Consider the following 20168-nt stretch of genomic DNA (forward strand, 5'->3'; position numbering starts at 1 on the left):
TGAATCACCTACACGGCTTCGATGGGCACGTTGCTGGGCTCTTCATCCAGGATGGTCACCAACGCCCTGCGCGCGCCTGCAAGCGTCACATGCTCCAGCACTTGCACGGCGCCGCTAGGATCGATTACCGCCTCGACCGTTCTGAGCATGGCTCCTGGCTATCTTGTGCCAAATCAGGCCTGCACCAATGAGCACGAGACCAGCGATCCAGATCTTCGGCTCCACCCAAAAAGCGAGGCCAAGGCAGGATATGAGGCCGCAGATGGGTACCCATCCGGGGTACAGCCTGCTCTCATTCGGAAGCCGAAGGGCCGCAAGATTGGTGAGGGCGTAGTAGACGAGCACTGTGAACGCGCTGAACGACCATGTGAGCCTTACGCTTCCTGTCATTGCGAGCGCGGCAATAATGACCGCCACGACGATGACGGCGCGACGCGGAGAGGCGTGTTCGCCGTCCAGCCGGGTCAGCCCCCGCGGCATATCACCTCGCCGGGACATTGCTAAGAGCACCCTCGAAAGCCCAAGCAGCAGATTGAGCAGGACGCCGAGCATCGCCGTCACGGCACCGGCGGCGACGAGCCATGCGACGCCGGGAACTCCGAAGCCGCGGGCGACCACCTCCAGCGGAGCGGCGGCGGCAAGCGTGGCCTCGGCCATTCCAGGGGCGCCGATGGCGGCCACGGCGATGAAGGCCACGGCGGTGTAGATGGCCATAGTGGCCAGCAGTGTGAGGATGATCGCCTTCGGGATGCTGCGCTGGGGCTCGCGGATCTCCTCGCCCAGCGTCGCAATACGGCCGTAGCCCGTGTACGCCACGAACATCAGGGCGGTCGCGTGGAGCAGCCCACGGAGGCCATCGGCTTCGGTGTCGAGAAGGGCGTTGAGATGTTCTGGCGCCCCGTCGACCGCCGACGGAATGCCTGTGAGAACGAAAGCCAGCAAGGCCACCAGGGTCAACGATACGATCACGGCGTTGGTTTGGTTCGACTGGCGCATCCCGCTGGCGACGACCACCGTCAGAAGGCCGATTACCACGAGCGCCAAAACGATCCGAGCCGTCATACCCGACTGACCGAGGGCAATCAGCACGTACCCGGCAAAGCCGAGCGCCGCCGTCGCTGCAGAAGCGGACTTCGCGCTGAGGAACATCCACCCGGCCGTGAAGCCGAGCGTCGGGTTCAGGTAGCGGTAGGCGTATTCGTAGGTGCCGCCGCTAACGGGATGACTCGCGGCGAGCTGCGCGCTAGACAGCCCGTTGAACGTGGCGACCACCGCCGCGACCGCGACCGCGAGGATCACGGACGGTCCGGCGACCCCTGCAGCAATGCCGATGCTTACGAAGATGCCGGTGCCCAGGATCGAGCCGAGCCCCATCAGCACGGCGCCAGGCACGCCGACCATGCGCGCAAGTCGCCCTCGCCCGGTCGTCTGGCTCACGGTCGCTTCCTCCTTTCGATCTGGCCGTCGAGCGACCAAGGTCCTGCTCCGACGATCAGCAAGAAGATGGAACCAAGAAGCATCGCGAAGTCAGAAGCAAGATCCCGCAGACGATTTCAATTCCTCCCACAAGCGGTCCGCTCACCCCGGGCCAAGGAATTCCGATCTTTGCAAAACGCCCCGCACCCCGCGCAGCGGGTTCCAGGAACTTCTGGATTCCCTCGGAGAGAAAGACACAACCGACCATCATTCGGATCAAAAGGGTGGCTGTCGGCGCGTTTGTACGCATGAAATCGTTGGCCAGTTTCATTTCTGTAGCCGTCCCTCCTCTGGATTCGGTGTGGAGGAGAGCCGGATCGGCGATAGACGGAAGTCCGGCGGTGCCACATGCATGAACGGAACCTGCTCGGCCTGATGGCAGGCGTTGCAGGTCGCAGTAAGTGTCCTCACGGCCGCGTCGAGCGCGGACGCATCTCTTGCTTCTATTGCGGTGCGCACCTGGGTGACAGCTCCATCGAGCATCTGAGCGGAGGCCGCACGTTTTGGCCGCCTCTGTACCCCATTCGCAATGGCAGTTTCGATCTTCCCGAGTTGATAGGTGGCATATCCCCAGTTCCGATCCCGGCTCGCCCAATAGAGTTCCCCATACCGGTAGCCGACCTCGACCATCGCCATGTCAAAGCCCCGCAGATGCCTTGCGACCAATTCTAAACGGGTATCGACGTCGCCCCGTAGCCACTCGCTGCCGTCCGAACTTGCACGCGTGTCCCGACTTTCGTCCTGATTTGATTCCGTGCAGCCGACAAAAAGCGTCGTAAACGCTATCAGTATTATCGCTATTTTGCTCATCTTTGTATCTGTTATCTCCTTCGTTCCGCGAAGTCGGCTTTCTTTCTGCGCCCAACGCCTCAATCAGCCGACGCGTCCGCGTTCGGCTGCATTGACTTGTTGGGAGGGAGAAATATGCCCGCCACGCCGACAACCGTCCAGGCAGCCACTCCAGCCAGAGGCATTGCCAAAAACCGGCGCTGCGCAAATTCGCGCCGCTGCTCATCCAAGGTTCTCGGCGTGCTCACTGACTCTCTCTTGGTCATACTGCCTTCGGCCGATAGCCCATCGCAAAGCTGAGCGACTGCCGCCTGAAACGCAAGGTCGAGCGTGAATGGAAGGGAGACTTGGCTTGGACTGGGAGGCGAGCGGCCACGGGCTGCACAGCTGCAGTATGTGGCTTGCAGAGACCAAAAGAATGAAGTGGGACGAAGATTTTCCTCGTGCTTCCAGGAATCATCCGGCGATCAGGGATGCGGGTGCCACGACATGCACGGATTTCGAGATCCAATGCCAGATCTGGAACGCTGCTTCGGTATGGCGGGGAGCGGGGTCAGAAGAGCGTGTAGATGAAGGGGGCGGCGGCGGTGCCGGAAAGCAGGACCAGGGCGCCGAAGAGGAGGAGGACCAGGGCGATGGGGAGGAGCCACCATTTCTTGTTCTCCTTGAGAAAGGCCCAGGTCTCGGCCAGGAACCCGATGGGCCGGTCGTCGGCCGCGGCTGCTTCGAACTCGGAGGGTTTTCTGGCCATGGCGGGAAGCTGGGTCGGCGGGGTTCAGTATTGTCTGAGGTAGCGTCGCGGATCGCGGACACCCGGCCGGGGCTCCCAGTAGGTACGGTCCGGCGGGCGCCTGTTCCGGAGCATGGGATCCCAGCCGCGCAGCCGCAAGACCTGTCCGATGACCAGAAAGACGAGGAAGATGCCGACGAGGAGGATCTGGGAGACGACCAGGCCGATGGGGAAGGCGACGGCCATGGCGAGGGTGTAGGTCCAGCGGGTCCAGCGGGGGAGGAGCCAGGCGCCGAGCAGGAGGAGGAGGGCGGCACCGATCAGGATGGCCCCGAGCCCCGGGCGGGAGCGGGCAAGGATTTGAAAGAGGCCGAGTCCCGAAAGGAGCGCGGCGGCAAGCCCGGCGAATTGCCGGACGATGCGGGGGGTGGGTTCGCGAAGGACGTCGGACCACTGCATGGCGGGGTGGGTCAGTCGGGCCCGAATCCGGCAAGGTGCCGGCGCCGTTCGGATTCGGTCAGGGCGGCGGGCTGTTCGGATTTGAGGAGGAGATGGTTTTCGAGGACGAGGATGTCCATGTCGGTGGCGAGGAAGCAGCGGAGGGCGTCTTCGGGGGTGCAGACAATGGGTTCGCCGCGGACGTTGAAGCTGGTGTTGACAAGGACGGGGCTGCCGGTGAGGGCGTGGAAGGCGCGGAGGAGCCGGTGGAGGCGGGGGTGGCGCGGGGCGTCCACGGTCTGGATGCGGGCGCTGTAATCGACGTGGGTGATGGCGGGGTAGCGGGAGCGGACGACCTGGACGCGCCGGCGGAGGTCGGGGTCGTCGCGAAGGGTGGCGGCGTCGGCGGGGGAGAGGGGGGTGCGGAGGGATTCGCGGACAGGGGCGACGAGGAGCATGTAGGGGCTTTGGCGGCCGGGTTCGAGGTCGAAGATTTCGTGGGCGTGTTCCTGAAGGACGATGGGGGCGAAGGGGCGGAAGCTTTCGCGGAATTTGATCTTGAGGTTGAGGGTGGCCTGGGTGCCGGGGTGGCGGGCGTCGGCAAGGATGCTGCGGGCGCCGAGGGCGCGGGGTCCGAATTCCATGGGGCCATGAAACCAGCCGACGACACGGCCGGCGTCGAGATGGCGGGCGACGACGTCGAGGAGGCCGGGTTCGTCGGGGTGATGATGGAACGGGGTGCCGGTGCAGCGGAGGAGGTCCGCGATGGCGGTGTCGGGGAAGGAGGGACCGAGGAGGCTGCCGCGCTGGGCGTCGGTGTGGGTGTGGGTGTCGGTGCCGGCGGGGGTGCGGGGATTTTCGAGGAGTTGATGGTGGACGAAGAGGGCGGCGCCGAGGGCGCCCCCGGCATCGCCGGCGGCGGGTTGGATCCAGAGGTCGCGGAAGGGTCCCTCGCGGAGGAGGCGTCCGTTGGCGACGCAATTGAGGGCGACGCCGCCGGCGAGAACGAGTTGGTCGAGGCCGGTTTCGCGGTGCACATGGCGTCCGAGGCGGAGGAGGATGTCCTCGGTGACCGCCTGGATGCTGGCGGCGAGGTCCATGTGGCGGGGTTCGATGGGTTGGTCCGGGGAGCGTGGGGGGCCGCCGAAGAGCTGGTGGAAGGAGGGCCCGGTCATGGTGAGACCGTGGCAGTAGCGGAAGTGGTCCTGGTTGAGCCAGAAGCTGCCGTCGTCGCGAAGGTCGACGAGGTGTTCGCGGATGAGGGATTCGAAGCGGGGGCGTCCGTAGGAGGCGAGGCCCATGAGTTTGTATTCGCCGCTGTTGACCTTGAAGCCGCAGTAGTAGGTGAAGGCGGAGTAGAGGAGGCCGAGGGAATGGGGGAAGCGGATTTCGTGACGCAGTTCGAGGCGATGCTCATGGCCGGCGCCCCAGGCGGTGGTGGTCCATTCGCCGACGCCGTCGAGGGTGAGGATGGCGGCGTGGGGGAAGGGGCTGGGGAAGAAGGCGCTGGCGGCGTGGCTTTCGTGGTGGTCGGGGAAGACGAGGCGGGTGCGTGAGGGGAGGCTGAGTTCGCGGAGGAGGGTGCGTTTGATGTGGGCCTTTTCGCGGAGCCAGGTGGGGATGGCGAGGCGGAAGCTCGGGAAGCCGCGGGGCGCGAAGGCGAGGTAGGTTTCGATGAGGCGCTCGAACTTGACGAGGGGCTTTTCGTAGAAGGCGACGTAGTCGAGATCGCGGGCGGTGAGGGCGCCGGCTTCGAGGCAGAAGCGGACGGCGTGGGAGGGGAAGCGGGCGTCGTGTTTCCGCCGGGTGAAGCGTTCCTCCTGGGCGGCGGCGACGATGCGTCCGTCCACCACGAGAGCGGCGGCGCTGTCGTGGTAGAAGGCGGAGATGCCGAGGATCTTCGCCATCAGGGGACGGGGGGGTCAGGAGGACGGGGGGCGGGCGAGGAGGCGGAGGGAGCCGACCTGGTCGGCGATCTCGAGGATCTTGTCCACGGCGGCGGCGAGGTCGGCGACGATGAAGTCGTGGTGTCCATGGCCATTGCGATTGGAATGGAGGAGGACGGAGGTGGCCCCGGCGGCCTCGGCCATTTCGGCGTCCACCCAGCGGTCGCTGACGACGAAGCTGTGATCGAGGTCGATGCCGTGGCGGCGGGCGGCTTCGCGGAGGAGGCCGGGCCGGGGTTTGTGGCAGGGACAGGCGTCGTCGTGGGCGTGGGGACAGACGAGGACATCGATGAGGTCGAGGCGTTGGGTCAGGAGGGCGTGCATGCGGTCGAGGTCATCGCGGGACGGGGTACCGGAGGTGACGCCGGGCTGGTTGGTGGTGGCGAAGAGGTAGAAGCCGGCATCGCGAAGCCGGGTCAAGGGTTCCCGGGCCTGGTCGAGGACATGAAATTCATCGAGGGTCACGGGGGTGCCGTTGCCGGAGCCCGGTTGGACCAGGATCCCATCCCGTTCGAAGAATACGGCGGCTCTCATGGCGGTGAAATCCTGTCGCGGTGTCGCGGGAGGCCACAACAGAAAAGACGTTCGTGCTTCTGCGGGTTGGGGTGGGCGGATAGGGTCCGGCGATGCCGATCGACGCATGTTTTCCGACGAGCATCTATCGTGCGGGGTTGACGGGGGAGGTGGGGGAATTGAACGCGGCGTTGCTGGACGAGTGCCGGCGGTGGCGGGCACTGGACCGGGCGGGGCGGGAATGGTCGGCGGCGAACTACCCGGGGGGATACACCTCGTACGGGTCGCTGTGCCGGCTGCACCGGATGTCCCCGGTGTTTGCGGATCTCGAGGGGCGGTTGGACCGGCATGTGCGGCGGTTTGCGAAGCATCTGGAGTTCGATCTGACCGACCGGTCGCTGACGATGACCGACTGCTGGATCAACATGATGCCGCGGGGGACGGCGCACGGTCTGCATCTGCATCCGTTGTCCACGGTGAGCGGGACGTACTATGTGAAGACGCCGAAGGGCTGTTCGCGGCTGAAGTTCGAGGATCCGCGGCTGAGCCGGTTCATGGCGGCGCCGCCGCGGGTGGCGGAGCCGCGGCCGGAGAACCGGACCTTCGTGTCGTATCCGGCGGAGGCGGGGGGGGTGATCCTGTTCGAGAGCTGGTTGCGACACGAGGTGGCGGCGAACCGTTCGGCCGGGGAGCGGGTGAGCATCAGTTTCAACTACGGCTGGTTCTGAGAGCCTGTCTGAAAACTGGAAGGGCCCCTTCCAGTTTTCAGACAGGCTCTGAGGCCCGGGTCCGGCGGGTCAACGATCGCGGCGGAGGAGGAAATCGGCGAGGGCTTCGAGGGCGGTGGCGGCGCCGCGGAACGGCTTGAGGGCGGCGAAGGCGCGGGCGGTCAGGCGTTCGGCGACCTTGCGGGACGGTTCGAGCCCGAGGATGGAGGGGTAGGTGGCCTTTTCGGCGCGGACATCCTTGCCGGCGGTTTTGCCGAGGGTTTCGGTGGACTGGGTGACGTCGAGGATGTCGTCGATGACCTGAAAGGCGAGGCCGACGTGGTAACCGAAGTCGGCGAGGGCCTTGAGGCGGGCGGGGGTGGCATTGGCGCTCATACCGCCGAGGCAGGCGGAGGCGCGAAGGAGGGCGGAGGTTTTGCGTTCGTGGATGTAGCGGAGCTGGGGGACGGTGAGGCGGCGGCCCTCGCCTTCGAGGTCGGCGACCTGGCCGGCGATGAGTTCGCGGGAGCCGGCGGCGCTGGCGAGTTCGCGGATCTGGAGGGCCACGGGATACCGGGGACGGGCGGGGGCCTGGGCGAGGATCTCGAAGGCAGCGGTGAGGAGGGCATCACCGGCGAGGATGGCGACCCCTTCGCCGAAGACCTTGTGATTGGTCGGCTTGCCGCGCCGGAAGTCGTCGTTGTCCATGGCCGGCAGGTCATCATGGATGAGCGAGTAGGTATGGATGCACTCGACGGCGCAGGCGGCGGGGAGGGCGTCGTCGGGGTTGCCGCCGCAGGCTTCGGCGGCGGCGAGGACGAGGGCGGGCCGGATCCGTTTGCCGCCGGCGAAGAGGCTGTAGTGCATGGCCCGATGGAGGGTGGCAGGGCGCGTGGCGGGAGGGGGGAGCCAGCGGCGCAGGGCTGCATTCACCGCGTCGGTGCGGGAGGCCAGGTAGGATGGGAGGTCGAACTGGACGGTCGGCGGCGCGGCGCGCCGGGAAGCCAAAGGCGCCATGGGTAAGGTGGTTGTAGGGAGGGCCGGGGCTGAGCGGCAAGCGTTTCCGGCAAGTTTGGCATTGCCCGGTGCCTTGGGACCCGCATTATCGCCGTCCGCTGCAAGAGGCGGCAACCGTTTGATTTGACCGTGAATATTGAATTGATGCGACAGGCCACGGAGAAGGTCGGGAGTCCCCATGTGCTGGTGAATCTGGTTTCCCGCCGGGTCCGGCAGCTCAATGGCGGCGGCGGTGGCATGGGGCGGCCGCTGGTCTCCAAGACCGGGGGGTTGGGAGTGGCCGACGTGGCGTTGGTGGAGATTCTCGAGGACAAGATCACCTGGGAACCGGCCCTGGACGAGATCGAGGCCGAGACCACCCGCAAGCGGCGGCGTCGGAGTTCGGGATCGTCAGCGTCTTCCGGAGCGGCCTGACGGTTGGCCTGGCGCGGGTGGCGCGAGTCTTGCCGCAGATCTCTGTGCAGGGGCCCCGGGGTATCCGGGGCTTTTCGTTTGGGGCGACTTACCCTCAACCTACCCTCAACCTACCTGCTCACCGAATGGCCGACATTGTCACCAACGCGAAGGCGCGGCGCGACTACCACATTCTCGACACCTTCGAGGCGGGGATTGTGCTGCGCGGCACGGAGGTGAAGGCGCTCCGGGCGGGGTTGGGGCAGATCGCCGACGCCTTTGCCCGGGTGGAGAACGGGGAGGTGTGGCTGCATAACGCGCACATCGACGAATACAGCTTCGGCAACCGCCAGAACCACGCTCCCAAGGCGCCCCGGAAGCTGCTCCTTCGGAAGCCCGAGATCCGCAAGCTCCTCGAGTTGGGCGCGATCAAGGGCCAGGCTCTGATCCCGCTTTCCTTCTATTGGAAAAACGGTCGGGTCAAGGTGGCGCTCGGCGTCGGGCGGGGAAAACGGGAGTTCGACAAGCGGGAGGATCTGAAGCGGCGGGATTCCGAGCGCGAATTGAGGCGGACCCTCAGTCACCGGCTGCCGGGAGGGTAGGGCGCCTTGCGACAATTCGCGGATGCGCCCGGGCGGAGGGGAGACTTCTGCAACCTGGGGTGGCGACCCCGGGTGCTGGGTGCGCCGGGGCCGCTGGCCCCGGAACTTCATTCCAAACCGAATCCTACCATGAACAAGTTCATTCCTTCCGCCCTGACTGTCGCCGCGCTGTTGCTGGCCACCCCGCTGGCCTTGCGGGCCGCCGAACCCCTGCCGGGATTTGTGGATTTCGGATCCTTCGTGCCGGACGGATCCGGAGGTCCGTTTGTCGAGGTCAACATTGGTCCGTCGCTGATCGGCCTGGTGGCCCGCCTGGCGGAGAAGACGGAGCCTGACGTGACCGAACTCCTGCGCGGGTTGAAGGCCGTGCGGGTGAACGTGATCGGTGTCAGCGACGCCAACCGGGCGGAGGTGGACGCCCGATTGACGAAGATCCGGGCGGACCTGGCGGTGGGCGGATGGGAGCGGGTGGTGAGTGTCCAGGAGGGGAAGCAGGATGTTGGAGTGTATCTCAAGCAACGCGGCGAGGAGGCGATCGAAGGGGTGGTGGTTACGGTCATTGGCGCGGGCAGGGAGGCGGTCTTCGTGAACATCGTCGGGGACATCCGTCCCGAGCGGATCGCGGAGGTGGCTGAGAAGCTGAACATCGCGCCGTTGAAGAAGGTGATGGGATCCTTGGGCAAGTCGTGACTCGATCCCTGGTGGACCGGGTGGCGCCCCAATGACGATCGGACCTTCCATTCCAACCGGGACTTCGAAGATGTCCTCGCGATCCTGCCGTTTCCCGTGGCGTCCCCTGATGGTGGGGGGCGCGGTCCTTCTGGCGGCGGTGTTGGGGACGCTGGTGCTTTCCTTCCGGATGGGCGGGGAGGCGAGGGTGGTGAGGGAGGCGGTCGTCAGGGCGGATGCGTCGGGATGGGAGCGGCGCATCGAATTGGGGCTGGGCCGGGTTCCGGTGGCGCTCGTGCGGGGGGTGGCGGGATGGTTTCCGTTGCCGCCGGAGGCCCGGGCTGGATTGGAAGCCATCCAGTGGGGGGATGTGGGTGTGTACCGCCGGCGGTCCGGGGAGGGAAGGGCGGATGGAGCGGGCCTGATCCGCGGGGCGACGCGAGCCATGGCGCAGCGGGGATGGGAGGCGGCGGTGACGGTCCATGAACCCGGGCGGACGGTGCTGGTATTCGTTCCGGGGAAGGCGGAACGGGGATGGGGATTGCGGGCCTGCGTGGTGGTTTTGTGCGGGGAGGATCTGGTGGTGGCATCGGGGCGGGTGGACGGGGCTCCGCTGATGCCGTTGCTGGAGTTGCCGTGGGAGCCGGGGGTGGGTTGGAAGCTGGACGGCGCCGGGGGGCTTGGCAGGATGGCGGGACTGTGACGCGGAAGACGACATGGAGCGGGACGGGCCGGGGAGGGGTGGTTCATGGGGCGCGGCGTGCGTTGCGGGAGGGGTAAGGGGTGCGGCATGGATTTCCTGACGGCGCTGTTTTCGAATCTGTGCACGCCCGCGGTGCTGTTTTTCGCCCTGGGCGTGGCAGCGGCGGTCTTGCGGAGCGATCTGAAGTTTCCCGAGCCGTTCTACGTGGCGTTGACGGTGTATTTGCTGGTGGCCATCGGCTTCAAGGGCGGGGTGTCGCTGGCGGAGGCTGGGCTGGGGCGGGTGCTGCTGCCGGGTCTGGCGGCGTTGGGGCTGGGGGCGGCCATCCCATTGTGGACCTATCCGATCCTGCGGGTGGCGGGGAGGATGTCGGCGGTGGATGCGGCAGCGGTGGCCGCCCACTACGGATCGGTGAGCGCGGTGACGTTCATCGCGGCGACCAACTATCTGAAGTCGATCGGGGTGGCGTACGAGAACCATGCGACCGCGTTGCTGGCGGTGATGGAATCGCCGGCCATTCTCACCGGCGTGCTGCTGGCGCGGTTGGCAGGGAGATCGGGCGGGGCGACTACGGGGGCGCCGGTGATGGAGGCGGTGCGGGAGGCCATGCTGGGGCGGAGCGTCATTCTTCTGGTGGGAGGGCTGGTGGTGGGGGCGTTGAGCGGTGAGGAGGGGATGGCGAAGGTCGAGGCGTTCTTCGTGGCGCCGTTCCAGGGGGTGCTGGCGTTGTTTCTTCTCGAGATGGGGACGGTGGCGGGGCGCCGGTTGGGGGATTTGCGCAAGGTTGGGGCGTTCCTGGTGGGATTTGGGCTGGTGATGCCGGTGGTGCACGGGATGGTGGGGGTGATCGTGGGGCATTGGGCCGGCCTTGAGCTGGGCGGGGCCACGCTGTTTGGCGTGCTGGCGGCGAGCGCGTCGTACATCGCCGCGCCGGCGGCCATCCGGATGTCGCTGCCGGAGGCGAACCCGACGTACTACCTGACGGCGTCGCTGGCGATCACCTTTCCGTTCAACATCGCGCTGGGGATTCCGCTGTATTACTCGATGGCGCGGTGGTGGTATTCGTGAGACAGCGATGACACTGCACCCCATGAAGCTGGTGACGGTGGTAGCGGAGGCGTACGCGCGGGAGCCGGTCCTGAAGATCCTGAAAGAGACGGGAGCGCACGGGTGGACGCTGTTCACCGTGGAGGGGGACGGGGCGCGAGGGCAGCGGCCGGGGGACATCCGTGAGTTTGCGAACATCCAGATTGAGGCGGTGGTGACGCCAGAGGTATCGGAGCGGTTGCTGGAGCGGCTCGAGCGGGACTTGTTCCCGCGATACGGCATGATTGCGTTCGAATCGGATGTGCGGGTGCTGCGGCGGGAGAAGTTCTGAGGGCGGGTAGGGAAGGGGAAATGGGGAAGGGGAAGTGGGAAAGGGGAAGTGGTGGAGGCGGCGGGAGTTGAACCCGCGTCCCATGGCCGGTCTGCCGGTCACGACTACATGCTTAGTCGGTGGAGAGAATCCGCCACGCGATAGGGCACCGACGCCAATCGCGCCGCGTAGTCCGCATGCAATAGCTTCGGCAGGAGACGCGCGGTCTCCGTTTCCCGCCTAACCTGCTGCAGCGCCTGACCCGGTAAGCAGGTGTCCCCGGGAGACGTCACGGCCTAATTAGGCCGCGAGAGCCATTTCTTCGTTGGCAGTCGATTTTTGACCCGATGATTAACGAGGCCAACGGATCGTCCTCGGCATGCCGCATCCGACAGGTCGTCCAGGTCGAAACCGGTACGCCCCCACGTCAAAGAACGCCCCGAGTTTCCTCTCGCGCTGGCCGGGGTCAAGGGTGTAATCAAGCTCCAGGACCCCACCTTCCTTTCCGACGTTCGGTGCGTCGTCGGACCGGGCGGGGGGACAACGCGTTGGCCATGATGGCCTGGACTGTGCATCCGGGAGCTGTGTTGAGCGGGCTGGCACTTGCCTGCCTGATCGGCTGGGGCGTGTGGCGGTGGAGTCGTCGGAGCGAGGATCCGCCGGGGGTGCTGATCGTCAAGCTGGTGCTGACGGTTGTCCTCGGGGGGACGGGGATCTGGTGCGGAGTGAACCTGTTTCCGCTGATCGGGATTCCGTTGGCGGCGGTTTGCGGGATTGTGGTGGGGTTGATCTGGGGTCAGAACATCGGGGCGGCAATCGCCAGGCCGCTGGCGAGCTTGTACGATGGGGGCGACGAACCGCCGGAGCCGAAGCCCTTCTATGCGATAGCCAGGGCGCACTGGAAGCAACGGCGGTACGGGGAGGCCATTCAGACCATCGAGGCCCAACTGGAGCGGTTTCCGGACGATCCCGAAGGGTTGCTCATGCTGGCGGAGATCCGGGCGCGAAGTCTTGAGGACTGGCCCGGCGCGGAGGAGGCGATCGATCGCCTGGTGGTGCGTGAGGATCTGCCGGTGCCGGTGCGCGCGCGGGCCCTCGAGGCACTGGGAGATTGGCGGCTGGATCACGGCCACGACGCCGAGGCCGCGCGGCGGACTTTCCAGCGGACCCTCGATCTTTTTCCGGGTACTCCGGAAGCCGCGGAGGCGGCGCAGCGGCTGGCTCATGTGGGGACCGACGCATGGCGCCGGTCGCAAGGGCGGGGGCGGGTGATCGCGATGGTGAAGGGCGACGAGCGACTGGGTCTGCGGCCGGAAGGGACGTCTCCGGGGGCGGTGCAGGAGCCCGATCCGGAGCTGGAGACGGAATCGTTGCGGCAGCAGTTGGTCGAACACCCGATGGACGGCGAGGCGCGGGAGCGACTGGCGCTTCTGTATGCCGACCGACTGGGCAGGATGGACTGGGCGGTGGCGGAGATGGAAACGCTGCTGTCCCTGCCGAACCAGACGGCGAAGGCGACGGCACGGCGCCTGCATGGGCTGGCGGATCTGCATGTGCGCCATGATGGAAACGAGGAGGCGGCCCGGGCGGTGTTGGGGCGGATTGTGACGGGGATGCCGGGCACGGCACTGGCCATGGCCGCGCAGAGCCGGCTGGATCATCTCCGACTGGAAATCAGGGGTCGGCAGTCCGCCCGGACGCTGGGGCAGGCGTGATGCCGGGCTGGTTTGGGGATCGCGGCCGCTTCCAATTTCCCGACGGATACCTAGCCTTGCGGGTGTGGACACGATGACGATCTACCGCCGGGCGCCGAAGCGAATCGGTTTTGTTTCGACACGCTTTCACGGCACGGACGGGGTCACGTTGGAGGCTCGGAAGTGGGCGCACATCCTGCGGTTGCAGGGGCATTCCTGTTACTGGCTGGCGGGGATGCTGGACACGCCGGCGGAGGAGAGCCGGCATGCGCCGCTGGCCTTTTTCAATCATCCCGAGGTGATGGCCTTGCAGCGGGAGTTGTTTGGGGTGACGCAGCGGGCCCGGCGGGTTACGGACCAGATTCAGTACCTCAAGGAGCGGCTGAAGGACGAATTGTACGGGTTCATCGAGGCGTTCGGGATCGAGGTGCTGGTGCCGCAGAACATCCTGGCCATTCCGATGCATGTTCCGTTTGGGCTGGCGATGACGGAAGTGATTGCGGAGACGGGCTTGCCGACGATTGCGCACCATCACGATTTCGCGTGGGAACGGGAGCGGTTCACGGTGACGGCGATCAACGATTACCTTCAGGCGGCATTTCCGCCGGCGCTGCATGGGATCGAGCATGTGGTGATCAACTCGATGGCCCAGAAGGAAATGGCCCGGCGGTTCGGGCTGGGGTCCACGGTGATTCCCAACATCCTCGATTTCGAGACGCCACCGCCGGGCATCGACGACTACAACGCGGATCTGCGGCGGGAGATCGGGCTGGCGGACGACGATTTGTTGATCCTGCAGCCGACCCGGGTGGTGGCGCGGAAGGGGATCGAGCATGCGATCGAGCTGGTGCGGCGCCTGGAGGATCCGCGTGCCAAGCTGGTGATTTCGCACCCGGCGGGGGACGAGGGGTCGGCCTACATGCAATTGCTGCGGGAACGGATCGAGGACGCCCGGGTGGATGTGCGGTTCATTGCCGAGCGGGTGGGGGAGGAGCGGGGCCGGACGGAGGACGGGCGCAAGGTGTACACGCTGTTCGATGTGTATCCGCATGCGGACCTGGTGACGTACCCGAGCTTGTACGAAGGATTCGGCAATGCGTTCCTCGAGGCGATCTATTTTCGGAAGCCGGTGGTGGTGAACACCTATGCGGTGTACGCGCGCGACATCGATCCGCTTGGGTTCAAGACCATCGAGATGACGCAGGTGGTGAGCCGCGACGTGGTCGAGGAGACGCGCAAGGTGCTGGCAGATCCGGTACTGCGGGCGGACTGGGCGGAGACGAATTTCCAGCTTGGCCTGAAGTACTTCAGCTACGCGACCGGCCGCCGGAAGCTGGCGGCGCGTCTGGCCAACCTGTTTGGCGAACAGCTTTGACCAAAACCATTGACCGTTGGGTTCCGGCCACTAGGCTCGCGCGGTCCCAAGAACAACGAAGGGCATTTTTTCGATCTCATGAGCACAAAACTGGTACCTCTGATCAGCTCCGGCGTGGCCGGCCCACTCGGTCTCCTCCACCTCCCACGTCTCTGGCAGAAGGGTCTGCTGGGCGGGCTGGGGAAGCTGGCCGACGGCTACACCGACATCGGGCCCGGGTATGACCACATGGTCCTCGGGGCGATCGGCGTGGACGCCGCCCAGGCCAAGGCATTCCTTCGCGACAAGAAGCCGACCTACGCCCAGTTCGAGGCCTGGGTGAAGGCGTATCCCGGTGTGAAACTGGACAAGGCGACGATCTACAAGAGCAACGCCGCAGTCCTCGGCTACATCCACGATGATGCCACCCGCGCCGGCATCCTGGGTGCCGCCGGATTGCCCGATGACGGCTCGGTGAATCCCGGGGCGGTGGACCTGAACAACCTCGACGACTGGAGCGAGTTCCATAAGTCGGTGGTGTCCTGACCGCGTCGGAAGTTCGATCGTTCGATGGTACGGCCGGTGCCCGGTTTGGCGGGCACCGGCCTCTTTATTTTGGGAGCAGGGGTAGGGGAGCGGCTGCGACGCAATCGAGCTGGGTGGGGTGGAACCTAAACCCTCGTGGGAACGGGCGTATTTCCATGGTGTCGGGGATGCGATCGGTCGAGGGAAACGACGAGGGGACCGTCGGGGTCGGGGTCGATATCGGAATCGAACCGGAACGATCATCGGGGATGGGCGAGGTGTTTTGGCTCCTGTCGATACCGATTCCGATAGCGACCCCGACCCCGATCCCCGTGCGCCTTCCGACAACTCGCAGATACGCCCCATGGGAACCGCCTGCTGACCCTATTGTTAGTCAACAAAAAGAACCTGCCAACATATAGCGGTCAACAATAGATAGTGAACCTGACGATATATCTGTGGCGCCAGACGATATATCTGTGGCGCCACCAGCAGATCTTGTTGCCGGTCAAAACAGTCAACAAAGCTGAACCTGACGATATATACGTGGGAACGGCCGGATCTCCGTTGCGGAGTCAACAACAGCGAACCTGACGATATATCAGGGGCGTGACGGTGTGGCGGGTTCGGGCGTAGGGTTTGGCGCATGAGGTTGGAAGACCACGTCGGGGACATCGTGCGGAAGGCGCGGCGGATGGGGGGTATTGAGGTTGGCGACGCGGCGGCGGCGGGCGGCATCGGGGTGTCGGAGTTGGAGGGGTTCGAGGAGGGCGGGGTGGCGCCGGCGGGACTCGATTGGGAGGGGCTGGCCCGGTGTCTTGGGCTGCACGCCGGCAAGCTGCGGCGCATTGCCGGGGGTTGGGAGCCGGCCCCGGTGGATGGAGCGGCCTACCCGGGATTGCTGGCGATCACCACCCACGGGCGGGGGATGGCGGTCCATTGCTACCTGGTATGGGATCCCGGGACGCGGGAGGCGGCGTTGTTCGACACCGGCTTCGATGCGGAACCGGTCTTCGAGGCCATTGCGCGGCACCAGTTGAAGCTGACGCTGCTCTGCATCACCCACACACACGGGGACCATGTGGCGGCGCTCGATCCGATCCGGGCCCGCTTCCCTGAATTGCGACTGCGGGCGAGCGGGACCTCGATTCCGGCGGCGCATCGAAACCGGCCGGGCGAGGTGCTGGCGGTGGGTGGGCGAACGGTGGAAGCTCGTGCCACTCCGGGACACGCCGACGACGGCACGACCTATTGGATTGCGGATCGGGCGGGCGGCGTGCCGGTCCTGGCGGTGGTGGGCGACGCCCTCTTTGCAGGGTCTCTTGGGGGCGCGCCGGACAAGGGAGATCTGGCGAGGGGCAAGGTGCGGGATGAAGTCCTGTCATTGCCCGGGACGGTGCTGCTGTGTCCTGGACATGGTCCGATGACGACGGTGGGGGAGCAGCGTGCGGTCAATCCGTTCTTCGATTTCGGGGACGAGGACCGCACTTCGGTTTAAGAGCCTGTCTGAAAACTGGAAGGGGCCCTGTTGTCGCGGAAAAGGCCGGATGGCGAGGCGCGAGGAGGGAGCCTACCCGCCAGCGGTCTGTGACCGAGGAGCCACGAAGCCAGCCGGCCTTTTCCGCGACAACCCTTTGGGCGACGGTCCTTTCGGCCTGGGCCTGCGTTGGCTCGACCGTTACAGCCCGCTGCGGGGATGCGCCGGCCTCGCCGTCCCGCGGCTGCGGGACCAAAACCCCTCGTCGCAGGGCCCCTTCCAGTTTTCAGACAGGCTCTAAGAAGAAGGGCGGAACCGGGAAGGGTTCCGCCCATCGTGGAAGGATTGGGGATTGGGCCCGGGAGCCGGGTTGGGTCCTGCTCGATCAGCTCTTCTTGTCGTCGAGTTCGATCTTGGAGACGACCATCAGGTGCTTGTCGCCCTCCTTCTTGATCTTGCCCTTGGCGACGACCTTCTTGATGCCGGTGCAGATGTTGCGGTGGAAGGCGTTGCTGACGTCGTTCTTCTCGAGGATGTAGATGATCTCCTTGCCGTCCTTCTCCTTCACGCGGATGGCGTTCTGGCAGGAGTCGGCCTTCTTGAGTTCGCACTTCAGGCACATGCCTTCGCCCTTGATCTCCTTTTCGTCCTTCGGGGCCTCGTCGGCGCGGACGGTCAGGGACAGGGCAAGGGCGGCGACGCACGCAAACAGTGTGGCAAACGGTTTCATGGGATGACGGGAATAGGGTTGAAGTTTGACGGACGTGGGAGGTTAGCGGCCGGGCCGAGGAATTCAATCCGCTTCTGTCTCGAATTCCGACGGCGACTGGGACCCCTTTCGCTGCGGGTCTCTCGGGATCGGCTGGCCAGATGCCGGGGAGGCGGGTCAGGGTGCCTGGGACATGACGACAGGGCGCGACGAACAGGACGGATGGGACCGACGGCGATTTGTCCGCACGGTCGTACTGGGAAGTGTGGCGTCGGCGGTGGCGGGGAGCGGTTGGGGCGGGACGGCGGTGGCGTCGGTGAGGCAGTCGGGGACGGGGGAGCCGGCCCGTTTGCGGTTACGATTGGCGGACTTTGCGCCGTTGAATGCGGACTTCGGTTCGGTGCGGATCGGGTTCACGCCGCAGGTGCAGGTGCAACGTCCGAGCGGGCCGATCCCGCCCATTCTGGTGAGCCACGATGCGGGGACGTACCGGGCGGTGAGTGCGGTGTGCACCCACGAGGGGTGCATCCTTCCGGCGTTTTCGGTGGCGAAGGTCTCGATTTGTCCGTGTCATCAGTCGCGGTTCGCCCCGGATGGGCGGAGGCTGGCGGGGGTGGCGTCGTTTCCACTGGAGACGTACGAGGTGACGACGGACGGGGCGGGGGGCCTGGAGATCGCGTTGCCGGATTTCCCGCCTGTCGAGGTGACGGTAAACCGGGTGTTGCCGACAAGCGGGGGTCGGGTGGAGATCGAGTTTCTGGCGTTGCGAGGGATCGAGTATGAGGTGGCGGGTCGGGAGACGCCCGAGGGTCCATGGGAAGCGAGGGCGTTTGCCGTCACCGAGGACGGTGCGGCGGACCGGATGACAGTGATGGGGAACGGCGTGCGGCTGCGGGTGTACGTGGAGCGGGATCGTCCGCACCTGTTCCTGGCGGCGGCGGCGCGGGCGCGGACCGTTTGAGGGGCGTCAGCCGGCCTCGATGCAGGCGTAGGCGTTGTGATTGTGGATGCTCTCCTGGTTTTCCGCCTCGACGCGGTACCAGGTGACCTGGGGATGGGCGCGGAGTTTGAGGGCGACGTTGCGGACGAGGTCCTCGACGAAGACCGGGTTGTCGTAGGCGCGTTCGGTGACGGCTTTTTCGTCGGGCCGTTTCAGGAGGGAATAGAGTTCGCTGCTGCCGCAGCTTTCGATGAGGGCGATGAGGTCCTCGATCCAGACGACGCCATTGGAGCGGATGCTGACGGTGACTTCGCCGCGCTGGTTGTGGGCGCCGTGGCGGCTGATGGCCTTGGAGCAGGGGCAGAGGGTGGTGAGGGCGACGATCACGGTGAGGACGAAGTCGATTTCCGGGCCGTCGGCGGTGGCTTCGAAGCGGGCGGTGTAGTCCATGACGCCGGCCTGGCGTGAGACCGGGGCGTTTTTGGTGAGGAAGAAGGGGAACTCCATGTCGAGGTGCGCGGAGCGGGCATGGAGGCGGGTCTGCATGGCGCGGAGGATGTCGGGGATGTTCTCGACGTGCATGACGCGGCCATGGGCATTGAGGACCTCGATGAAGCGGCTCATGTGGGTGCCCTTGAAGTGCTCCGGCAGGTCGACGTACAGGCCGAGGGTGGCGACGGTGTTCTGGACCTCGTGGGCTTTGTCGCGGACCTGGATGGGGAACCGGAGTCGGCGGACACCGACTTTGTCGATGGGAAGATTGCGAAAGTCCTGCTCGGACTGTTTGTCGTGCAGGGGGGTGGGGGTGCGGGCGGGATCGGGACGGCTGGACATGAGTCAGGGGATGGGCTGGCAACGAGGAAGCCCGCGGGTCATCCAAATCGATCGGGGACGGGAGGGCAAATCTCTTCCCGGCCCGTTTCGCGGTGCATCCCGGCGTTGTGGTGAGAGGTGTGAAGTCCGCCAAGCGGCATTTCGGAGGGCCGAGTTCCACGAGGCCGCAGTGGGGGGGGGTGCAATGGATTGAGGGCTCGCGGAGCTCGTCCCTCCGATTGGCTGCCTCCTCACCCACAATTCCGGGATGCACCGGATCGGGGTGGAGGGCGGGCTGGCCAAGTGCGGGAGGGGGTGGGTAGGTTGAAGGGGCCATGAGGTTGCGCGGGTTGGGATTGCTTCTGTGGGCTGTGCTGTGCCTTGGGGTCCGGGGAGCGGACGAGGTGCGGCTGGCCACGTACAACGTGGAAAACTATCTGCTCTCGGCCGCCGGGAACCGGGTGGCCAAGCCGGAAGCGGCGAAGGCGCGGGTGGCGGAGATTCTGGCGGGTTTGCGGGCGGACATTGTGGGGTTGCAGGAGATGGGCGGACTGGAGGGATTGGAGGAACTGCGGGAGCGGACGGCGCGGCTGGGTTGGGAGTACGGGCATTGGGAGCATGTGCGGGGCTGGGACACGAACATCCAGGTGGCGTTGTTGAGCCGGCACCCGATTGTGGCGCGGCGGTCGCATACGGGGGATGCGTATCTGGTGTCCGGGCGCCGATACCGGGTCAGCCGGGGGATCCTCGAGGTGGATGTTCGGGTGGGGGCTCGGGAGGTGTGGACGGTGTTCGTCGTGCACCTGAAGTCGCGTCGTCCGGTGTCGCACGCCGACCAGGCGGAGATGCGGCGGGAGGAGGCACGCATCCTGAGGGAAAAGATTGATCACCGGTTGCGGGCGGAACCGTCGGCCCGTGTCGTGGTGATGGGGGATTTGAACGACACGCGGGACAGCGAGGCGGTGCGGATGGTGATGGGCCGGGGGCGTGGCCGGCTGGTGGACACGCGGCCGGCGGAGCGGCGGGGAGGGGGCGGGGCTGTCGAGGATGCGGGAGGTCGCAACGACGCGCGATCGGTGACGTGGACGTATTTCTACGGGGTCAAGGACACCTACGACCGGATCGATTACATCCTGCTGGGGCCGGGGTTGGAGCGGGCCTGGGTGCGGGGGGCGTCGTACGTTCCGGTCCTGGAGGGGTGGGGGGTGGCTTCCGATCACCGGCCGGTGGTGGTGACGGTGCGGACGGGGGGACGATGAGGGGGTGGGGGGCGGCGTGTGGCGTGTGGCGTGTGGCGTGTGGCGTGTGGCGTGTGG

22 protein-coding genes, 1 other RNA gene and 1 pseudogene are annotated in these 20168 nt (G+C 66.1%); 13 read left to right on the plus strand and 11 right to left on the minus strand.

The features are described 5' to 3' along the window. Positions 1-114: 114 nt before the first annotated feature. The 7 genes and pseudogenes from KF833_19740 to KF833_19770 all read right to left on the minus strand — a co-directional run bounded on the left by KF833_19740 (position 115) and on the right by KF833_19770 (position 5913). Complete coding sequence (locus KF833_19740) at positions 115-1401, minus strand: amino acid permease (GenBank protein MBX3747549.1); 1287 nt, start codon at positions 1399-1401, stop codon at positions 115-117. A gap of 32 nt (positions 1402-1433) precedes the next feature. Further along, a pseudogene (locus KF833_19745) lies at positions 1434-1747 on the minus strand (DoxX family protein). Next, complete coding sequence (locus KF833_19750; protein ID MBX3747550.1) at positions 1744-2286, minus strand: cytochrome c; 543 nt, start codon at positions 2284-2286, stop codon at positions 1744-1746. The pseudogene KF833_19745 and the gene KF833_19750 overlap by 4 nt, the downstream one beginning before the upstream one ends. Positions 2287-2818: 532 nt before the next feature. Then, the gene (locus tag KF833_19755; protein MBX3747551.1) at positions 2819-3016 is read right to left on the minus strand and encodes a hypothetical protein; all 198 of its coding nucleotides are present in this window, start codon (positions 3014-3016) and stop codon (positions 2819-2821) included. 24 nt (positions 3017-3040) lie between these two features. Then, the gene (locus KF833_19760; protein ID MBX3747552.1) at positions 3041-3454 is read right to left on the minus strand and encodes a hypothetical protein; all 414 of its coding nucleotides are present in this window, start codon (positions 3452-3454) and stop codon (positions 3041-3043) included. An 11-nt stretch (positions 3455-3465) separates the two neighbouring features. Further along, positions 3466-5340, minus strand: coding sequence for a carbamoyltransferase (locus tag KF833_19765; protein ID MBX3747553.1), 1875 nt, complete (start codon positions 5338-5340; stop codon positions 3466-3468). 15 nt (positions 5341-5355) lie between these two features. Then, positions 5356-5913 (minus strand): HAD-IIIA family hydrolase, encoded by a 558-nt coding sequence (locus KF833_19770; protein ID MBX3747554.1) that lies wholly within the window; start codon positions 5911-5913, stop codon positions 5356-5358. 92 nt (positions 5914-6005) lie between these two features. On the opposite strand from KF833_19770, the gene KF833_19775 reads away from it, so the two are divergent. Next, positions 6006-6620, plus strand: a complete 615-nt coding sequence (locus KF833_19775; protein ID MBX3747555.1) for a phytanoyl-CoA dioxygenase family protein — start codon at positions 6006-6008, stop codon at positions 6618-6620. Positions 6621-6689: 69 nt separating this feature from the next. Here the strand turns inward: KF833_19775 and KF833_19780 are convergent, their stop codons facing one another. Next, positions 6690-7616 (minus strand): polyprenyl synthetase family protein, encoded by a 927-nt coding sequence (locus KF833_19780; GenBank protein MBX3747556.1) that lies wholly within the window; start codon positions 7614-7616, stop codon positions 6690-6692. A gap of 129 nt (positions 7617-7745) precedes the next feature. Here KF833_19780 and KF833_19785 point away from each other — a divergent pair, with 129 nt between their 5' ends. From KF833_19785 to KF833_19810, 6 genes are all read left to right on the plus strand, one after another. Then, positions 7746-8030 carry a DNA-directed RNA polymerase subunit omega gene (locus KF833_19785; protein MBX3747557.1) on the plus strand — a complete coding sequence of 95 codons (285 nt, stop codon included), beginning with the start codon at positions 7746-7748 and terminating at the stop codon, positions 8028-8030. 125 nt (positions 8031-8155) lie between these two features. Next, positions 8156-8611, plus strand: a complete 456-nt coding sequence (smpB, locus tag KF833_19790; protein ID MBX3747558.1) for an SsrA-binding protein SmpB — start codon at positions 8156-8158, stop codon at positions 8609-8611. 129 nt (positions 8612-8740) lie between these two features. Next, positions 8741-9301, plus strand: a complete 561-nt coding sequence (locus tag KF833_19795; protein MBX3747559.1) for a DUF4252 domain-containing protein — start codon at positions 8741-8743, stop codon at positions 9299-9301. 70 nt (positions 9302-9371) lie between these two features. After that, the gene (locus KF833_19800; protein MBX3747560.1) at positions 9372-9983 is read left to right on the plus strand and encodes a hypothetical protein; all 612 of its coding nucleotides are present in this window, start codon (positions 9372-9374) and stop codon (positions 9981-9983) included. Positions 9984-10070: 87 nt separating this feature from the next. Beyond that, positions 10071-11051 (plus strand): sodium-dependent bicarbonate transport family permease, encoded by a 981-nt coding sequence (locus tag KF833_19805; GenBank protein MBX3747561.1) that lies wholly within the window; start codon positions 10071-10073, stop codon positions 11049-11051. 7 nt (positions 11052-11058) lie between these two features. Next, entirely contained in the window at positions 11059-11361 is a 303-nt protein-coding gene (locus KF833_19810) for a transcriptional regulator (GenBank protein ID MBX3747562.1), read from the plus strand. A gap of 49 nt (positions 11362-11410) precedes the next feature. On the opposite strand, the gene ssrA is transcribed toward KF833_19810, so the two are convergent. Beyond that, positions 11411-11764, minus strand: a transfer-messenger RNA (tmRNA) gene (gene ssrA / locus KF833_19815). A 130-nt stretch (positions 11765-11894) separates the two neighbouring features. Between ssrA and KF833_19820 the strand changes: the two genes are divergently transcribed. From KF833_19820 to KF833_19835, 4 genes are all read left to right on the plus strand, one after another. Then, positions 11895-13055 (plus strand): tetratricopeptide repeat protein, encoded by a 1161-nt coding sequence (locus KF833_19820; protein MBX3747563.1) that lies wholly within the window; start codon positions 11895-11897, stop codon positions 13053-13055. A gap of 73 nt (positions 13056-13128) precedes the next feature. Then, entirely contained in the window at positions 13129-14409 is a 1281-nt protein-coding gene (locus tag KF833_19825; protein ID MBX3747564.1) for a glycosyltransferase family 4 protein, read from the plus strand. A gap of 78 nt (positions 14410-14487) precedes the next feature. Further along, positions 14488-14934 carry a DUF5069 domain-containing protein gene (locus tag KF833_19830; GenBank protein ID MBX3747565.1) on the plus strand — a complete coding sequence of 149 codons (447 nt, stop codon included), beginning with the start codon at positions 14488-14490 and terminating at the stop codon, positions 14932-14934. 625 nt (positions 14935-15559) lie between these two features. Continuing rightward, positions 15560-16411 (plus strand): MBL fold metallo-hydrolase, encoded by an 852-nt coding sequence (locus tag KF833_19835; protein ID MBX3747566.1) that lies wholly within the window; start codon positions 15560-15562, stop codon positions 16409-16411. 364 nt (positions 16412-16775) lie between these two features. Here KF833_19835 and KF833_19840 read toward each other — a convergent pair whose 3' ends face one another. Further along, positions 16776-17120: a hypothetical protein gene (locus KF833_19840; GenBank protein ID MBX3747567.1), complete on the minus strand. Its 345-nt coding sequence runs from the start codon at positions 17118-17120 to the stop codon at positions 16776-16778. Between the two features lie 172 nt (positions 17121-17292). On the opposite strand from KF833_19840, the gene KF833_19845 reads away from it, so the two are divergent. Next, entirely contained in the window at positions 17293-18060 is a 768-nt protein-coding gene (locus tag KF833_19845) for a Rieske (2Fe-2S) protein (protein MBX3747568.1), read from the plus strand. A 6-nt stretch (positions 18061-18066) separates the two neighbouring features. Here the strand turns inward: KF833_19845 and KF833_19850 are convergent, their stop codons facing one another. Continuing rightward, entirely contained in the window at positions 18067-18873 is an 807-nt protein-coding gene (locus KF833_19850; protein ID MBX3747569.1) for a GTP cyclohydrolase I FolE2, read from the minus strand. A gap of 314 nt (positions 18874-19187) precedes the next feature. Here KF833_19850 and KF833_19855 point away from each other — a divergent pair, with 314 nt between their 5' ends. Beyond that, on the plus strand, positions 19188-20111 hold the full coding sequence (locus KF833_19855; protein ID MBX3747570.1) for an endonuclease/exonuclease/phosphatase family protein: 924 nt from the start codon (positions 19188-19190) through the stop codon (positions 20109-20111). Positions 20112-20168 lie beyond the last annotated feature (57 nt).

This window comes from Verrucomicrobiia bacterium (assembly GCA_019634625.1).
In the GTDB taxonomy this organism is placed as follows: domain Bacteria; phylum Verrucomicrobiota; class Verrucomicrobiia; order Limisphaerales; family CAIMTB01; genus CAIMTB01.